The 14,602-nt window shown below is 54.2% G+C and carries 16 protein-coding genes; 6 read left to right on the top strand and 10 right to left on the bottom strand.

Annotated elements, in window-relative coordinates; genetic code table 11:
* Positions 1 to 8: 8 nt before the first annotated feature.
* Positions 9 to 2,156, top strand: coding sequence for a glycogen debranching protein GlgX (glgX, locus tag F6R98_RS14005; RefSeq protein ID WP_153249568.1), 2,148 nt, complete (start codon positions 9 to 11; stop codon positions 2,154 to 2,156).
* Between the two features lie 250 nt (positions 2,157 to 2,406).
* On the opposite strand, the gene F6R98_RS14000 is transcribed toward glgX, so the two are convergent.
* The 4 genes from F6R98_RS14000 to F6R98_RS13985 are packed head-to-tail and all read right to left on the bottom strand — an operon-like array spanning position 2,407 to position 4,497.
* On the bottom strand, positions 2,407 to 3,348 hold the full coding sequence (locus F6R98_RS14000) for a peptidylprolyl isomerase (RefSeq protein ID WP_153249567.1): 942 nt from the start codon (positions 3,346 to 3,348) through the stop codon (positions 2,407 to 2,409).
* 4 nt (positions 3,349 to 3,352) lie between these two features.
* Complete coding sequence (locus F6R98_RS13995) at positions 3,353 to 3,640, bottom strand: BolA family protein (RefSeq protein WP_153249566.1); 288 nt, start codon at positions 3,638 to 3,640, stop codon at positions 3,353 to 3,355.
* Positions 3,637 to 3,939: a YciI family protein gene (locus F6R98_RS13990; protein ID WP_153249565.1), complete on the bottom strand. Its 303-nt coding sequence runs from the start codon at positions 3,937 to 3,939 to the stop codon at positions 3,637 to 3,639. Before F6R98_RS13990 ends, F6R98_RS13995 begins: the two co-directional genes overlap by 4 nt.
* 12 nt (positions 3,940 to 3,951) lie before the next feature.
* Positions 3,952 to 4,497 (bottom strand): septation protein A, encoded by a 546-nt coding sequence (locus F6R98_RS13985; protein ID WP_153249564.1) that lies wholly within the window; start codon positions 4,495 to 4,497, stop codon positions 3,952 to 3,954.
* A 117-nt stretch (positions 4,498 to 4,614) separates the two neighbouring features.
* Between F6R98_RS13985 and F6R98_RS13980 the strand changes: the two genes are divergently transcribed.
* From F6R98_RS13980 to F6R98_RS22830, 5 genes are all read left to right on the top strand, one after another.
* Entirely contained in the window at positions 4,615 to 4,926 is a 312-nt protein-coding gene (locus F6R98_RS13980) for a DUF1244 domain-containing protein (RefSeq protein WP_153249563.1), read from the top strand.
* Positions 4,926 to 5,981, top strand: a complete 1,056-nt coding sequence (nagZ, locus tag F6R98_RS13975) for a beta-N-acetylhexosaminidase (protein ID WP_228124884.1) — start codon at positions 4,926 to 4,928, stop codon at positions 5,979 to 5,981. The genes F6R98_RS13980 and nagZ overlap by 1 nt, the downstream gene beginning before the upstream one ends.
* Positions 5,974 to 6,519 (top strand): hypoxanthine-guanine phosphoribosyltransferase, encoded by a 546-nt coding sequence (locus F6R98_RS13970; protein ID WP_153249562.1) that lies wholly within the window; start codon positions 5,974 to 5,976, stop codon positions 6,517 to 6,519. The genes nagZ and F6R98_RS13970 overlap by 8 nt, the downstream gene beginning before the upstream one ends.
* Positions 6,520 to 6,527: 8 nt before the next feature.
* Positions 6,528 to 7,280: an S-methyl-5'-thioinosine phosphorylase gene (locus F6R98_RS13965; RefSeq protein ID WP_153249561.1), complete on the top strand. Its 753-nt coding sequence runs from the start codon at positions 6,528 to 6,530 to the stop codon at positions 7,278 to 7,280.
* 263 nt (positions 7,281 to 7,543) lie between these two features.
* The gene (locus F6R98_RS22830; protein WP_407079315.1) at positions 7,544 to 7,726 is read left to right on the top strand and encodes a Fic family protein; all 183 of its coding nucleotides are present in this window, start codon (positions 7,544 to 7,546) and stop codon (positions 7,724 to 7,726) included.
* A gap of 24 nt (positions 7,727 to 7,750) precedes the next feature.
* Here the strand turns inward: F6R98_RS22830 and F6R98_RS13955 are convergent, their stop codons facing one another.
* The 6 genes from F6R98_RS13955 to clpA form a co-directional block, all read right to left on the bottom strand.
* Positions 7,751 to 8,905, bottom strand: a complete 1,155-nt coding sequence (locus F6R98_RS13955; protein ID WP_153249560.1) for a mechanosensitive ion channel protein MscS — start codon at positions 8,903 to 8,905, stop codon at positions 7,751 to 7,753.
* 250 nt (positions 8,906 to 9,155) lie between these two features.
* Entirely contained in the window at positions 9,156 to 9,905 is a 750-nt protein-coding gene (locus F6R98_RS13950) for a GGDEF domain-containing protein (protein WP_228124882.1), read from the bottom strand.
* Positions 9,906 to 9,920: 15 nt separating this feature from the next.
* Positions 9,921 to 10,769: an IS3 family transposase gene (locus tag F6R98_RS13945; protein WP_265588086.1), complete on the bottom strand. Its 849-nt coding sequence runs from the start codon at positions 10,767 to 10,769 to the stop codon at positions 9,921 to 9,923.
* 17 nt (positions 10,770 to 10,786) lie between these two features.
* Positions 10,787 to 11,104: a transposase gene (locus F6R98_RS13940; protein ID WP_153248169.1), complete on the bottom strand. Its 318-nt coding sequence runs from the start codon at positions 11,102 to 11,104 to the stop codon at positions 10,787 to 10,789.
* Positions 11,025 to 12,110, bottom strand: coding sequence for a hypothetical protein (locus tag F6R98_RS13935; RefSeq protein WP_153249559.1), 1,086 nt, complete (start codon positions 12,108 to 12,110; stop codon positions 11,025 to 11,027). The genes F6R98_RS13940 and F6R98_RS13935 overlap by 80 nt, the downstream gene beginning before the upstream one ends.
* 203 nt (positions 12,111 to 12,313) lie before the next feature.
* Complete coding sequence (clpA, locus tag F6R98_RS13930) at positions 12,314 to 14,599, bottom strand: ATP-dependent Clp protease ATP-binding subunit ClpA (RefSeq protein ID WP_153249558.1); 2,286 nt, start codon at positions 14,597 to 14,599, stop codon at positions 12,314 to 12,316.
* Between the last annotated feature and the right edge of the window lie 3 nt (positions 14,600 to 14,602).

Below are 14,602 nucleotides of genomic sequence, written 5' to 3'. Positions count from 1 at the left end.
ATTTTTCTATGAACACTATCATTCAATATGCTTCAGGCGCGCCGTTGCCGCATGGCGTACAGCATCACGGCATCCGCCATGTCGATACCGGCATCAACCTGAGTTTGTTCAGCCGGCATGCGACGTCGATTAATTTACTGTTGTTCTCTTCCATAGACGATACGCTTCCAGCAAAAATCATACCGCTTGATCCGGAGCGGCATCGGACCGGGGATATCTGGCATATACATCTCGAGCATGTAGCTCCCGGCACCGCTTATGCCTTCCAGGTGGATGGTCCGTACGCGCCCGAACAAGGGCATCGTTTCAAGCCTTCGTCCATCCTGCTGGACCCGTATGCCAGAGCCGTCAGCAGGCAGCTTGTCAGCCGTAATCAAAGCTGCACCCCGGTATTCAAAGGTATTTTTGTCGATGAACCCTTCGATTGGGGCGGCGATCGTTTCCCGGCCATTCCGGTGGCGGAGCTGGTGCTATATGAAGTTCATGTGCGAGGGTTTACCCAGCATCGGTCATCGGGGGTACGGCAGCCGGGTACTTTCAGCGGCGTTATCGAGAAAATACCCTATTTACAGGAGCTGGGCGTCAATGCGGTTGAGTTCCTGCCGATTCAAGCCTACAACCCCGACGAATTAATCAACAGCAACCCCTTGACCGGTGAGCGATTACGGAATTACTGGGGTTACAGTACCGTGGGGTTTTTTGCTCTGCATCCGGCTTACGGGTCGGGAGCCTATCCCGGCTGCGAGATCAATGAATTCAAATCCATGGTCAAGGCCTTGCACGCAGCCGGTATCGAAGTCATTCTCGATGTGGTTTTCAATCATACGGCTGAGGGGGGCGATACCGGCCCTACGCTCAGCTTCAAGGGCCTGGATAATATAATTTACTATCAGTTGGAGGATGACCGGCAGTTTTACCGCAATTATTCCGGTTGCGGGAATACCTTCAATTGCAATCACCCGGTCGTGCGCAACTTCATACTGGATTGCCTGCGTTATTGGGTGATCGAAATGCACGTCGATGGTTTTCGGTTCGATCTGGCGCCGATACTGGGCAGGGATGCTCACGGACACTTGCTTTCCAATCCGCCGTTACTGGAAAAAATCGCCGAAGACCCGATATTGAGCCGGATAAAGTTGATTGCGGAGGCTTGGGATGCAGGTGGGGCATATCAGGTAGGCAGTTTTCCGGGAAAACGCTGGTCCGATTGGAACGGGGCTTTCCGCGACGATATTCGCTGCTATTGGCGCGGGGATTACGGTAAAGCGGGCGCATTCGCCTCCCGGCTTTGCGGCAGCGCGGACTTATATAATCATAGCGAGAAAACACCGGATAACAGTATTAATTTCATTACCTGTCATGACGGTTTCACCCTGGAAGATCTGGTCAGTTATGATCACAAACATAATCTGGCGAACGGAGAGGACAACCGCGACGGCACCAACGACAATTACAGTTCGAATCATGGCGTGGAGGGGCCGACGGAAGATGCGGCTATAATGGCATTGCGCCTGCGCCAGAAAAAAAACCTGCTGGCCACTTTATTCCTGTCTCGCGGAGTCCCGATGTTGCTGGGCGGCGATGAATTGGGTAGAACTCAGCAGGGGAACAACAACGCCTATTGCCAGGATAACGAAATATCCTGGTTCGATTGGCATTCTCTGTCGCATAGCCATGCTTTCTTCGAATTTGTGAAGCAACTGATTCGCTTCAGAAAGCAGCATCCCCAGCTTTCATTGTCCCGGTTTTATCATCCTGATGAAATCAGCTGGTTTAACGCCTCTGGTAATATGCCCGACTGGCAGGTAGAGTCTGCGCTGGGATGTCATATCCACACATTTGGTCATGAACATGAGCCGCTGTGCCTGTTGTTTAATCCCTGTCCATTCGAAGTGAGTTTTCCGTTGCCGGCACACACTGACGGATGTCAGTGGGTCAAGGCGATAGATACCGGCAATCTACATAATTCATTCGAAGTGCAAAGGGTCGCGCATCGACATGCTGAAGGGCAGGAAGCGTCCTATCTGCCGGTAATGAGCCATGCGTTGGTGGTGTTATGTACGCAAACAGTGAAGACGGCACAGATTAGCCGCGCGAAAACGCAGTCCCTGTTTTCACGGGCGCGTCTGGCGTTGCCGCGACACGGGCAAAAATAGCCGGGATTGAGGGTGCAGGCTGTCCCTCCATATTCATCAAAGTGACAATGTCTTCAGCTTATTCCGAACCTCATCCATGGAGTCTGCATTCCGGCACTCCCTGCCGGAATGACGAGTAACTGTTTCTCCGGCGGGGCTTGGGGCGATTATTTCGCTAACGACATTTGCCTCCGTGAATGAATTACCTGTTCGTTTGCGCGCCGTTACCCCTCGCCTCAAATTTGCAAACGGAGAGGGGAGCGGCAAATATCTACTTTCCCGTTGCAGGCGCTGCTTGCTTCGCATCTGCGGGAGGCGCTGCAGGTTCGCTGATAGCGGCCGGCGTAACTTCCTGAGCTTTGGGCGCAAGCCTGATTTCCACGGTTGCGGCCTTGCGCAATTCGGCAAGGTGCTGCTGCAGTTTTTGAGCCTGCATCATGTTTTTCAACTGATCCTTGACCTGATCGAACGGCGCAGGCTCCTGTTCCCTGGAAGCTTCACGCTGGATAACATGCCATCCGAACTGGGTTTGTACCGGCTGTTTGGTGGTGGCGCCATCAGCCAGCGCCACAACCGCTTCGGAAAAAGCCGGCACCATCTGCTGCGGGCCGAACCAGCCCAAATCTCCTCCGTTTGTTTTGCTGCCTGGATCCTTGGAAAGCTTCTTCGCCAGTTCGTCGAACTTGGCGCCTTTTTCGAGTTTTTCAATAATGCTCTTGGCATCGGCTTCACTGGCGACGAGGATGTGACGTGCCTTGTATTCCCTGGTTTGAGTAGCCTGGATACGCTGCGTGTACTCCTGTTTCGCCTCATCATCACTGATGACTACATTTTTAACGAAGTTCTGGGCGTCGATTTGCGAGAGCGCGATACGCGTTGCGTTATCAACTTCAGCAGCCAGTTTGGGATCTTTGAGTAAGCCGTTTTTTTCCGCTTCCTGCTTGAGCAGCTCGCGCGAAACCAGTTCTTCGGCGATTTTATCATCCGGAATTTCGTTGACGTTTCCGTGGCGGCGCTGTGCAATATCGGCTTTCATTGCGGCAACGGCGTCGCGGGTGATGATGACATTGTTTACTTTGGCGGCAATATTATCAGGCGAAACCTGCGCTGAAGCGCTGGTTGCCGTCGTTTTCGCCTGTTCAGCGGAGGGGTTGCATGCGCTTAGCAGTACCGCGGTGGATATGACTGAAACGGCGGTATACATATTTTTCATTGATTTACAGTTCCTGTTGTTTATATTCCGAAGGTGTATAAGCCTTGATACTCAAGGCATGAATTTCCGCAGGCATCATCTCGGCGAGTATTTGATAGACGTTACGGTGTCGCTGAACGGCGTTACTGCCTTCAAAGGCAGATGAAACAATAGTCGCATAAAAATGTCCGCCTCCAGCTTCGCGGACGCCGGCATGTCCTGCATGCCGGGCGCTGTCATCCTGAATATCCAGAAATGCCGGTTGCAAATGTTGTTGAAGCAACTGTTTTATTTTATCAACACGTGTTGTCATTGCGGAAATACCTGTTTGAACGGTTTTACCATTACCGAGCGGTATACGCCGGCTTCGCGGTAAGGGTCTGTATCGGCCCAGGCCTGCGCCTGCTCCAGATCTGCAAATTCGGCGATCACCAGGCTGCCGCTAAAGCCGGCCTCACCCGGATCGGAGCTGTCGATTGCGGGGTGAGGTCCGGCCAGCAGCAGACGTCCCTTATTTTGCAGATCCTGCAGTCTGGCTAGATGGGCGGGACGCGCCGCTGTTCTCAATGCCAGACTGTCCTGCACGTCTTCTGAAATAATGGCGTACAACAACTTGCGCGCTCCCTATTCGGTTTCCGCTTCTTCATTTATCCGATAGCGCGCCAGATAAACCGATTGCAGCAATACAAAAACCAGAGTCAGGCCCAGCATGCCAAACAGCTTGAAGTTGACCCAGGTACTGGTGTCGAAATTATAGACTACGATAACATTAACGACGCTGATCGTAACAAAAAACAGTACCCAGCTAAGGTTCAGACGCTTCCATATCTGCGCCGGCAAGGATATATTGCCCCCGATCATGCGTTCTATCATGGTTTTTTCGCCTACCCAGTGGCTGCCAAGAAATACCACGGCGAACAAGGCATTGATGACGGTCGGTTTCCATTTGATAAAAAGCTCGTCCTGCAGGTAGAGCGTCAGCCCGCCAAAAACAGAGACGATAACCAGTGAAACCAGATACATCGGCGCAACTTTTCTGTGCCGCAACCATGAATAGGCGACCTGTATCGCGCAAGCGCTAATGGCTACCATGGTCGCTGCGTAAATATCGTAAAGTTTGTATGCGATGAAGAACAGCGCGATAGGAAAAAAATCGAATAGTAATTTCATTTTGTTGAACCACCCGGACAGGACACACCATGCGGCCTTCGTTGGCGTCATTTTAGCATGATGGGAAAGCGCCGCTGTACCCTGCCGATCCATGTAAAACCCATATCGATGTAAATAATGATAAATAAAAACACCACAGAAATAGAAGCCGCCTCTTTCCGCGCTTTGCTTGAGCACTTGCAATCACATACCGAAGTCCAGAATATCGATCTGATGATACTTGCCGGCTTTTGCCGTAACTGTCTGGCCAAATGGTATAGTGCGGCCTCCGACGAAAGGGGCGAACCGTTGGGTTACGCCGCCGCCCAGGAAATCGTATACGGTATGCCGTACGCCGAATGGAAAGCGCTTTATCAGCGCGAAGCAACGCCGGAACAGCTGGCTGCGATGGAGCAAAGGCTCGCCGCTGAAAAAAAGGAAGGGCATTGATGAACGCTAAGTTTTCTAAACCGCTGGGTCCGGTTATGTTTGACCTGCGTGGTACGGTACTGTTGCCAGAGGAGGCCGAGCAATTGCTGCACCCGGCAGCCGGAGGCATCATTTTTTTTACGCGCAACTTCGAATCGCCCGAACAGATAGGCGAGCTGGTTAAATCCATACGCAGCATACGCCCCGATTTGTTGATTGCGGTGGATCATGAAGGCGGGCGGGTGCAGCGCTTTCGCACTGGATTTACGCGCCTTCCGCCTGCAGCCGGGTTTCGCCGGCGCTTGGGCGACGCTGCCGAAGCGCTGGCTTTCGCGCTGGAGACGGCTGGATGGTTGATGGCTGCCGAGCTGCGCGCCGTTGGTATAGACTTCAGTTTCGCCCCGGTTCTGGATGTCGATTGCGGCATCAGCGCAATTATCGGAGACCGTTCCTTTTCCCGTGATGCGGACGAAGCCGGACAGGATGCCTGGGCGTTCGCGCGCGGAATGAAGTCAGCGGGCATGGCCGCCGTCGGCAAACATTTTCCCGGTCACGGCGCCGTCGCGCTGGATTCGCATCTGACCTTGCCCGTCGATACGCGCGAGTACGCCGCATTGGAGCAGAAGGATTTGCTTCCGTTCCAATTACTCATCCGGCACGGGTTGGAAGGCGTCATGCCCGCGCATGTCGTATATTCCGCCGTGGATACGCTGCCTGCCGGATTTTCGCCGTATTGGATCGATACGGTATTGCGTGGCAAGCTCGGTTTCGATGGCTGTGTGTTCAGCGACGATCTTTCCATGGAAGGGGCCGCGATGATGGGCGGTTATGTGCAGCGCGCCGCCGCCGCCTTGCAAGCCGGTTGCGATATGGTGCTGGTTTGCAATCATCCGGAAGCAACCGTTGCCGTGCTGGAAAGCCTGGAAAAGCGTCCGCCGCCCGCATTGGGATATCGACTGGAGCGCATGCGCGCAACGTCGCAGGTCTTGCGCTGGCAGGCGCTTTTGCAGTCTGAAAAACATCGCAAAGCCGTTGAGATGATCATCGGATTGCAGGAGAACAGCGGGAATGATTAGTTTGGAGGAATACCGGCAGGTCAGGAAGGCAGCGGACCTGCTTTATCCAGCGCCTGTTGTCGAGCAGGCCATAAGCCGTCTGGCTGCGGAAATTACCGGACAGCTTGCCGGTTCCTATCCTCTGGTTTTAACCGTGCTGAACGGCGGTATTATCTTTGCCGGGAAGTTGCTGTCGCAACTGGATTTTGCGCTGGAAATAGACTCGATACAGGCGACGCGCTATCGCGGCAATACCGAAGGTGGCGAAGTGGTCTGGTTGAAAACTCCCGAGATTGAGCTGAGAGATCGTACCGTTTTGCTGCTGGACGATATCCTGGACGAAGGTATTACTCTGGCCCATATTGTCGAATTTTGCGAACGGGAAGGCGCGCGGCAGGTAAAAACAGCGACGCTGATCGAAAAGAAAATAGGCCGGGACAAACCCGTTACAGCCGATTTTGTCGGTCTGGAAACCGACAACCGCTATTTATTCGGTTATGGGCTGGATTATAAAAATGCGCTGCGCAATGCGCCGGGAATTTATGCCTGTAAGGAATAGTTATCCATATGACTGAAAAAGAAAAATATGCCGTAATCGGCGGCACCGGCCTGAGCCGGCTGTCCGGCGTAGCCGTGGAACGCCGCGAGGCAATGACAACTCCGTACGGCAGTCCCTCGGCCGATCTGACTGTAGGCGCGCTGGCCGGGCATCGTATGGTATTCCTGGCCCGCCACGGTGATCGTCACACCATCCCGCCGCATCGCATCAACTACCGGGCCAATATCCACGCGCTTAAACAGGCGGGGGTTACCCATATTATCGCGGTAGCGGCCGTCGGCGGCATTGATGAGCTCGCCGCTCCGGCGGCTATCGTACTCCCCGATCAGCTTATAGATTACAGCTATGGCCGCGAACACACCTTTTCCGACGGGACGCAGGATCAGGTTACGCATATCGATTTCACCGAACCTTACACTTCATCGCTACGCACCGCCCTGTTGCAGGCCGGAGCATCCGCCGGGTTGAGCATGAGCGACGGCGGCGTCTACGGCTGTACCCAGGGTCCGCGCCTTGAAACGCCCGCTGAAATTGCGCGCATGGCGAGAGACGGCTGCACGCTGGTGGGCATGACCGGCATGCCGGAGGCGGCCCTGGCGCGCGAAGCCGGTATTGCTTACGCCTGTGTCGCCGTGGTCGCCAACTGGGCGGCGGGCATCACCGATGCAGAGATTACCATGCCGGAAATTCATGCCAATCTGGAGCAGGGCATGGCGGATGTCGGTTTGTTGCTGTCGGCTTTTTTTGGCAGGGGCGAATAATTAATCGCTCCTGAATAATACAGGGGAAGTTGACTCATGGCGAAATCCGAGGCTCAAACCCGGGTAGAACTGATTGAGAAACTGCTTGAAAAGTCCGGCTGGAACGTCAAAGATCCTACGCAAGTCGCGGAGGAGTACGATATTCAAATACCGCTTCCTGACGGCATTTCCGAACCGCGCACAGCCTATGAAGGCCACCTGTTCAGTGACTATGTACTGCTAGGTAAAAACGGCAAACCCCTTGCTGTTATCGAAGCTAAAAAATCCAGCAAAGATGCGGCCATTGGTCGCGAGCAGGCCAAGCAATACTGTTTCAACATTCACCGGCGCTGCAAGGCGGTTGGATCGAGCGTACCCAGCCAAACGTCCCGCGCAGCCCGACGCAGCGTTACCGGCTTTCCGGAAAGGGAAGGCGCTGGCTGAAAAACCGGGACAGGGGCGAATAATGATTCGCCCCTGCGGGGAAATCTTCAGCGACGGTCAGCGTCATCCTTGAGCAGCGCGGCGTCAAAACCGAACAATGCGCCCAGCCAGATAAACAGCGCCCAGGCCAGAATGCCGAACGGCATGTAGCCCATGTATCCCAATAGCGGCATCTCGGCGAAAATGTGAATGGCGTTTACGTAGGGAATGGCGTACATCCAGTAATTGGGGTTGGCGACCGGTTGCGCCGGATAAGCGCTGCCCCAGTTCCATAGTTCCCAGAAAAAGCCATTGAACAGGGCGCTGAGCGCCATCAACAAGGCTGGGCTCCAGTTGCCTTGCGCCAGCGCGGTGAACGGGTTCCATATGCCTTTCCTGAGCAATTGCCCGGAGAAGATCGCCAGAGGCCCGATCCATACTGTCCAGAACAGCGGGTAAGGAAAAAACACCATGGCAAACAGCAGGAAAAAACCGCCCCACAACAGCAATCCGCCGGGCAGGGCTATCCGGGGGCCACAGCTGTAACGGCAGACCAGGGAGGGAAAGGTGTTGAGCAGGGTATACCATTCGAAAACCGCGGGCCAGACAGTGGTGTAGGCGAACAGATAGATCAGTACCACGGCGCCGTGGCTGAGTTCCGGCATCGTGCTGTTGGGATAGTACCAGTTGCCCAGCGCGAAATAGTTGAGATACTCGAAATAGCACCATCCGGCCAGCGACACCGCTGCGCTGGTCAGCAAGGTTCCGGGACGCGACGCCAGCAGCGAGTAACCGCCGCTACGCCGATAGACCAGTCCGTCCAGGGTCAGGATAAACCCCCACCATAAAGGCGTAAACGCGTAATACGCGAGGCTGTCGAATGGTGTTACCCGTATCCACATCAGCCACCAGAAAAACAGCGTCAGCGCCGCGCCTGGCCGGAACCAAACCGGGAACCGCGCCGGGTCAGCTCGCGGTGGCGAGGCTGTCATAATGAAACCGAAGCATTGCGGGAACAGCAGCAAGAGAACTATTGCGGTTTCAATCAGCGCCAACACTACGAATATAACCGGCTTGAAACCGGGAGGGTCCGCCACGAACAGCGGCGGAAAAACACCGAAGCCGGGCGGTAGGTGGGTTTCGGGGTAGGCGAACCACGATGCGACCGGCAACAGCGCGACAGACAATACAAGCGGCCAGAGCAAACCAGGTACACGTTGCATAACTTGTCCTTGTCTTGGGTAAGTTAAAACTGCTGTATTTTTCAGTAAGGATTTTTGTAGCGCTATTCAGTATCACCGAATGTGCCGTTATTCAAAGGTGCTGGGGTAAGGCTGGCGAGACCGTCTATGGCAGGGATGCCATAGTCGAACCTCCACGGACGGACTAACGGCGTGTCTCGCCCGCCTTACCCCAGCACCGACGCCGGTAGCTGAATAATTACGGATTTTTGAATAGTAATGTACGGAACAATTACGAAATCATCGCGCTGTAAAGCTGATCTTCCTTGCGCCTGCGCTTGTTGCTGCGTTTGTTTTCATACATGCGGCAATCGGCGATATGCTGTAGCTTTTGCTTGTCTTCGGTTTCGTGGACATGCGCCGAACCGGAACTGGCGCCGGCAAACTCGAATCCTTCGGCGTGCATGTCATCGATTGTTTTTAACAGAGCCTGTTCTATCCATTGCACATTGCCCTGTTCGCAGGTGATGGCGAATTCATCGCCGCCCAGACGATGCGCCTGTGCTCCGGAGCCCAGATGTACGCCCAGGCCCCGGGCGAAGGTGCATAGCAACTCGTCGCCGCGCGCGTGCCCGAAGTTATCGTTGCAGTACTTGAGACCGTCGATGTCTATGAAGGTCAGGCTACCCTGTTGGGGCAGGTTTTCCAGCGCCTGCGTCAGCGCCATACGGTTGGGCAGTCCGGTCATGCTATCGGTGCGCGAGTCGCGTATGCTTTGCTCCATGCGTTCTACCGCACGTTCCTTGTCATGGTAAAGCCGGGTAATCTGATATGTCATCACCAGCGCCAGCAGCATGGCTTCTATCGATACTGAAACCAGGCCAAGGTGTTCGACGTACAGGGTGTAGGAATCCATGCTTTCGGTCTGTATCGCGATGAGTCCCAGTACAAAGGGAGCGGCAACGGCGAGCAGAAAAAAATAGGCGGTACGGCTGCCATGATAGGCTCGCACTATGGCGGCAATCATTGTAATGGTCAACAAAAACCGGACACCTGTTCAGGCAGCGTTTCGATAAAATTCCCGCTCGAATTCGAGAGGGGTCTGATAACCCAATATTGAGTGTGAACGACGGCCATTATAAAAAGCCAAATAATCGATCACACTCAGTTTTGCGGCCTCTTGGGTCTTGAATTTTTCGTAGTTGAGCTGCTCATGCTTCAAGCTGCGAAAAAAGCGTTCGGTCGGCGAGTTGTCCCAACAGTTCCCTTTACGGCTCATACTCTGTTCCATCTTCATCACTTCTAAATGCCGGCGATATTCCCGGCTCGCATACTGGCTGCCACGATCCGAGTGATGCAACAGACCGGGTGGCGGCTTACGGCGCCAGAAGGCCATTTGCAAGGCCTTGACGCACAGCGAGGTCCGCATGTGATCATCAATCGCCCAGCCCACGACTTGCCGGGAAAACAGATCGATGACCACCGCGACATAAAGCCAGCCTTGTAGGGTCCACACGTAGGTAATATCTGTCGTCCATACTTGATTGGGTTTGGCAACCTGGAATTGCCGGTCCAAGCGGTTGGGCGAAATGGCCTCGTTATGGTTACTATCGGTGGTGACCTTAACTCGCCTGGGATAGCGAACCTTCAACTTTAAATCTCGCATGATGCGCCGCGTTTTAAAACGCCCAACGGCATGACCTTGTTTTTGCAATCGATCCGCTAAACGACGCGAACCAAAGCACTGTTTATTGTCGATGAAAATCTGCCTCGCCTTCTCGGCAAGCTTTTGATCTTGTTGATCCTTATCGCTGTCCTGTCGGGCTTTTAACCACTCATAATACGCACTGGTACTCACCTGCATCACTCGACAGAGCACGGTCACTGGATACGTCTTCTGTTGCACCTGAATAAACCCGTACTTTATTCGGCTTCTTTCGCAAAGAAGACTGCGGCCTTTTTTAAGATTTCACGCTCCATGCGTAATTGTTCAATTTCCTTACGCAAACGAATCAATTCATCGTGATCCCCCAGATTCAAGCCTGGCTTTTTCGTCGCAGACTCATTGCCGGAAGGCTTGCGTTCCGCCCGGACCCAGCGTCCCAGGGCACTTAATGATATGCCCAAATGATCGGCAGCCTGGTTCAGGCTGTAGCCTTTTTCAAGAACCAGCTTGGCGGCATCCTGCTTGAATTCCAGACTGTATTTGGGGCGCTTGTATTTTGTCTCGTTTGTCTTCATGCTCACCTCTGCTGACAGTATAAATTCTGCCTTTGGAAGTGTCCGGGTTCATTAAACCATTACACATGCCGTAGAACGAAAACAGGACAAGAGCGTAACGGGTGATCTCAATGTCCCAATTCGGCAGTGCCAAACCCACTATTACCATCACGCAAAGCAGCGCGAGAACTGCCTCGCCGGCCATACGCAGACGCGGATAATTGTCGGCGCGGATTTTCAGCAGCGCCATGACAAACAGCACATAGGCGCAACTGGCGAACAGGATGGGCGTTCTGACCGGGAACATTGAGCGCATGCCGAACAGCTCCGAAAACACCAGTAGCGTAGAGCTTCCGAATACAAAAGCGCAAAGGATGAAAAGGGAGTACATGGCGTCCGACAGGCGCCGGCCGGCGAGCGCCTGGGCCATGTAATAGACGATCAAGCTTAGAAGTACGCCCATGCACAGCAGCGTCAATGCGTTACACTGCTTGATCGCTTGCCGATAATGTTCCAGCGTGTCCAGATACGGTTGCGGGTAAGCGACGAAAACCGGGGAATCCAGTTCAGTCAGCAAACGGTATCGTCCTGCGGGAAGGTCGGCTTCGCGACCGTGCCGCAGAAAGAACGGGTTGGTTTCGCTGCTTTGTATTCCTCCCCTTACATCGACTAGCGGATACCCCGACGCATTCAGGATGATATGGCGAAAATAGCCGATAACGCTGGTGTTTTTGAAGTCCAGCACATAATGATCGCTCGTATTCACTTCAAAATCCGCCTGCTGCCAGAAACGGCCGCCTGTCAGATATATCTTGTCTATCGGTTCAAGTCCTGCGTCGGCAAGATCGATTTGTCCTTGATAGACCCAGCTATCGGGTTCCTTGAACCAGTTTCCGGCCAGCGTGTGTGCATCGGCTAGAGAAGCGCATGACCAGGCCGTTAAACAGGCCGCGGCATAAACCATTATCCGGAACTTCAAATGCAGGCGTATGTTTTGAGTAAAAGCTGGATCCGGCAACTTTAACATAATATCCCCAAACGAAATTCCAGACACCGCAAGTCCAAAGCGAAAGGCGGCCTTGCAGGGTGAGGGGCTCAGCGCGTGTTATCGGGGCTGCAATTCGGCTCTTCCCTTTTAATGCAGCCGGTGTCTGTTCTCAATATGATTGGAGATATCCGTTCTGCACAGCGATTCGTGGACGGCTTGTATTCATCAGCGAGAAGGTGCGCTCAATGCACTTCCGCTTCCAATGCCTTCTCTTTGTGATGCGAGCCGGTGATCTCGAAGCTCAGATGGTCGTCTTTCACGCCGATTCTGACCGTGCCGCCATGAGCCAGTTTGCCGAACAGCAATTCTTCCGCAAGCGGTTTCTTGATGTTTTCCTGAATTACGCGGGCCATTGGCCGCGCACCCATGCGCGTATCGCAACCGTGCTCCGCCAGCCATTCGCGCGCCTCGGATTCCAGCACGAGAGTGACATGTTTTTCGGCGAGCTGCGACTCCAGTTCGAACATGAACTTGTCAACAACCTGCCTGATAACGTCGCGATCCAGTGCCTTAAACGGGATAATTGCGTCGAGCCGGTTGCGAAATTCGGGTGAAAACAGGCGTTCTATGGCTTTCATGCCGTCGCTGCTGTGATCCTGGTGGGTAAAGCCGATGGAAGCGCGGTCGGTTTCCGCAGCGCCGGCGTTTGTGGTCATGACGAGAACGATATTGCGAAAATCGGCCTTGCGTCCATTGTTGTCGGTGAGCGTGCCGTGATCCATGACCTGAAGCAGCAGGTTGAATACATCCGGATGCGCTTTTTCGATTTCGTCCAGCAACAGCACGGCGTGCGGCGTCTTGTTGACGGCGTCGGTCAACAGTCCGCCCTGATCGTAGCCGACATAGCCCGGCGGCGCGCCGATCAGCCGTGAAACTGTGTGCCGTTCCATGTATTCCGACATGTCGAAGCGTATCAGCTCTATGCCCATCGCCGCTGCAAGCTGGCGGCAGACCTCGGTTTTACCGACGCCGGTAGGGCCGGAAAACAGAAACGAACCGATCGGCTTCTGCTGTTCGCGTAAACCGGCCCGTGCCAGCTTGATGGCCGACGCCAGCGCGGAAATGGCCTCGTTTTGTCCGAAGACCAGCAGCGCCAGGTTTTTTTCCAGGTTTTTCAGCTTATCCTTGTCATGCGTGGAAACCGTCTTGGCCGGGACGCGTGCGATTCGGGCGACGACATCTTCTATGTCCTGGGTCCCCAACAGTTTTTTGCGCCGCGACGCGGGCAGCAGGCGTTGCGATGCGCCTGCTTCGTCGATGACGTCTATGGCTTTGTCGGGCAGAAACCGGTCGTTGATATAGCGGTTCGACAGCTCTGCGGCGGTTTTGAGCGCTGCAAGCGAATATTTGACGTCGTGATGCTGTTCGAAACGGGATTTCAAACCCTTTAGTATCTGATAGGTTTCTTCGACGTTGGGTTCGTGAATGTCGATTTTCTGAAAGCGGCGCGCCAGCGCCCGATCTTTTTCGAAAATACCGCGATACTCCTGATAGGTGGTGGAGCCTATGCAGCGCAACGCGCCGGACGCCAGCATCGGTTTGATCAGGTTCGATGCATCCATGACGCCGCCCGATGCGGAGCCGGCGCCGATGATGGTATGAATTTCATCGATAAACAGGATGGCGTTTTTCTGTTTTTTTATCTGTGTCAGCAAGCCTTTGAGGCGTTTTTCAAAATCGCCGCGGTATTTGGTCCCGGCTACCAGCGCGCCGAGGTCGAGCGAGTATATGATGCTGTCGCGCAATACGTCCGGCACATCGTTTTCGACTATCTTTTTCGCCAGGCCTTCGGCAATGGCGGTTTTACCTACGCCGGCCTCTCCGACCAGCAACGGATTGTTTTTACGGCGGCGGCACAGCACCTGGATGGTGCGCTCGACTTCTTCTCTTCGACCTATGAGCGGGTCTATCTCGCCCCTGCGCGCCAGCTCGTTCAAGTCGGAAGCGAATTTTTCCAACGGATTGATCACACTGCTGTTTTCGGCGTCTTCCTGACCGCTATTTGCTTTATGGTGGGTGGATTCGTCCGATTCACGAATGCGGGAAACGCCATGCGAGATGTAGTTGACCACGTCCAGACGCGTAATTTCCTGCTTGTTCAGCAGATAGACTGCATGGGAGTCCTGTTCGCCGAACAATGCCACCAGAATGTTGGCCCCGGTTACCTCTTGCCTGCCGGAGGATTGCACGTGGAAGGCCGCGCGTTGCATCACGCGCTGGAATCCGAGCGTCGGTTGCGTATCTTTCTTGACTCCTGGGGCGATTAACGGCGTTGTTTCATCGAGAAAAGAATCCAGTTCGGTTTTTAGCTGCTCGATATTGCATGCGCAGGCGCGCAGGACATTGGCTGCCGTGGCGTTTTCCGTCATCGCCAGCAACAGGTGCTCGACGGTAATGAACTCGTGCCGCTTTTCGAAGGCTCTGCGGAAGGCCGTGTTTAACGATTGTTCGAGTTCCTTACCCAACATGAT

The organism is Candidatus Methylospira mobilis (assembly GCF_009498235.1).
Classification (GTDB): Bacteria; Pseudomonadota; Gammaproteobacteria; order Methylococcales; family Methylococcaceae; genus Methylospira; species Methylospira mobilis.
The sequence above is the reverse complement of the archived record's forward strand: the minus strand, read 5'-3'. Positions and strand labels throughout refer to the sequence as shown.

What these genes read in the sequence shown, in the direction of transcription:
- F6R98_RS13955 (WP_153249560.1), bottom strand. Translation starts at nt 8,905, where the DNA reads ATGCAACGTGTACCTGGTTTGCTCTGGCCGCTTGTATTGTCTGTCGCG.
- F6R98_RS13935 (WP_153249559.1), bottom strand. Translation starts at nt 12,110, where the DNA reads ATGTTAAAGTTGCCGGATCCAGCTTTTACTCAAAACATACGCCTGCAT.
- clpA (WP_153249558.1), bottom strand. Translation starts at nt 14,599, where the DNA reads ATGTTGGGTAAGGAACTCGAACAATCGTTAAACACGGCCTTCCGCAGA.
- glgX (WP_153249568.1), top strand. Translation starts at nt 9, where the DNA reads ATGAACACTATCATTCAATATGCTTCAGGCGCGCCGTTGCCGCATGGC.
- nagZ (WP_228124884.1), top strand. Translation starts at nt 4,926, where the DNA reads ATGAACGCTAAGTTTTCTAAACCGCTGGGTCCGGTTATGTTTGACCTG.
- F6R98_RS13970 (WP_153249562.1), top strand. Translation starts at nt 5,974, where the DNA reads ATGATTAGTTTGGAGGAATACCGGCAGGTCAGGAAGGCAGCGGACCTG.
- F6R98_RS13985 (WP_153249564.1), bottom strand. Translation starts at nt 4,497, where the DNA reads ATGAAATTACTATTCGATTTTTTTCCTATCGCGCTGTTCTTCATCGCA.
- F6R98_RS14000 (WP_153249567.1), bottom strand. Translation starts at nt 3,348, where the DNA reads ATGAAAAATATGTATACCGCCGTTTCAGTCATATCCACCGCGGTACTG.
- F6R98_RS13995 (WP_153249566.1), bottom strand. Translation starts at nt 3,640, where the DNA reads ATGACAACACGTGTTGATAAAATAAAACAGTTGCTTCAACAACATTTG.
- F6R98_RS13940 (WP_153248169.1), bottom strand. Translation starts at nt 11,104, where the DNA reads ATGAAGACAAACGAGACAAAATACAAGCGCCCCAAATACAGTCTGGAA.
- F6R98_RS13965 (WP_153249561.1), top strand. Translation starts at nt 6,528, where the DNA reads ATGACTGAAAAAGAAAAATATGCCGTAATCGGCGGCACCGGCCTGAGC.
- F6R98_RS13980 (WP_153249563.1), top strand. Translation starts at nt 4,615, where the DNA reads ATGATAAATAAAAACACCACAGAAATAGAAGCCGCCTCTTTCCGCGCT.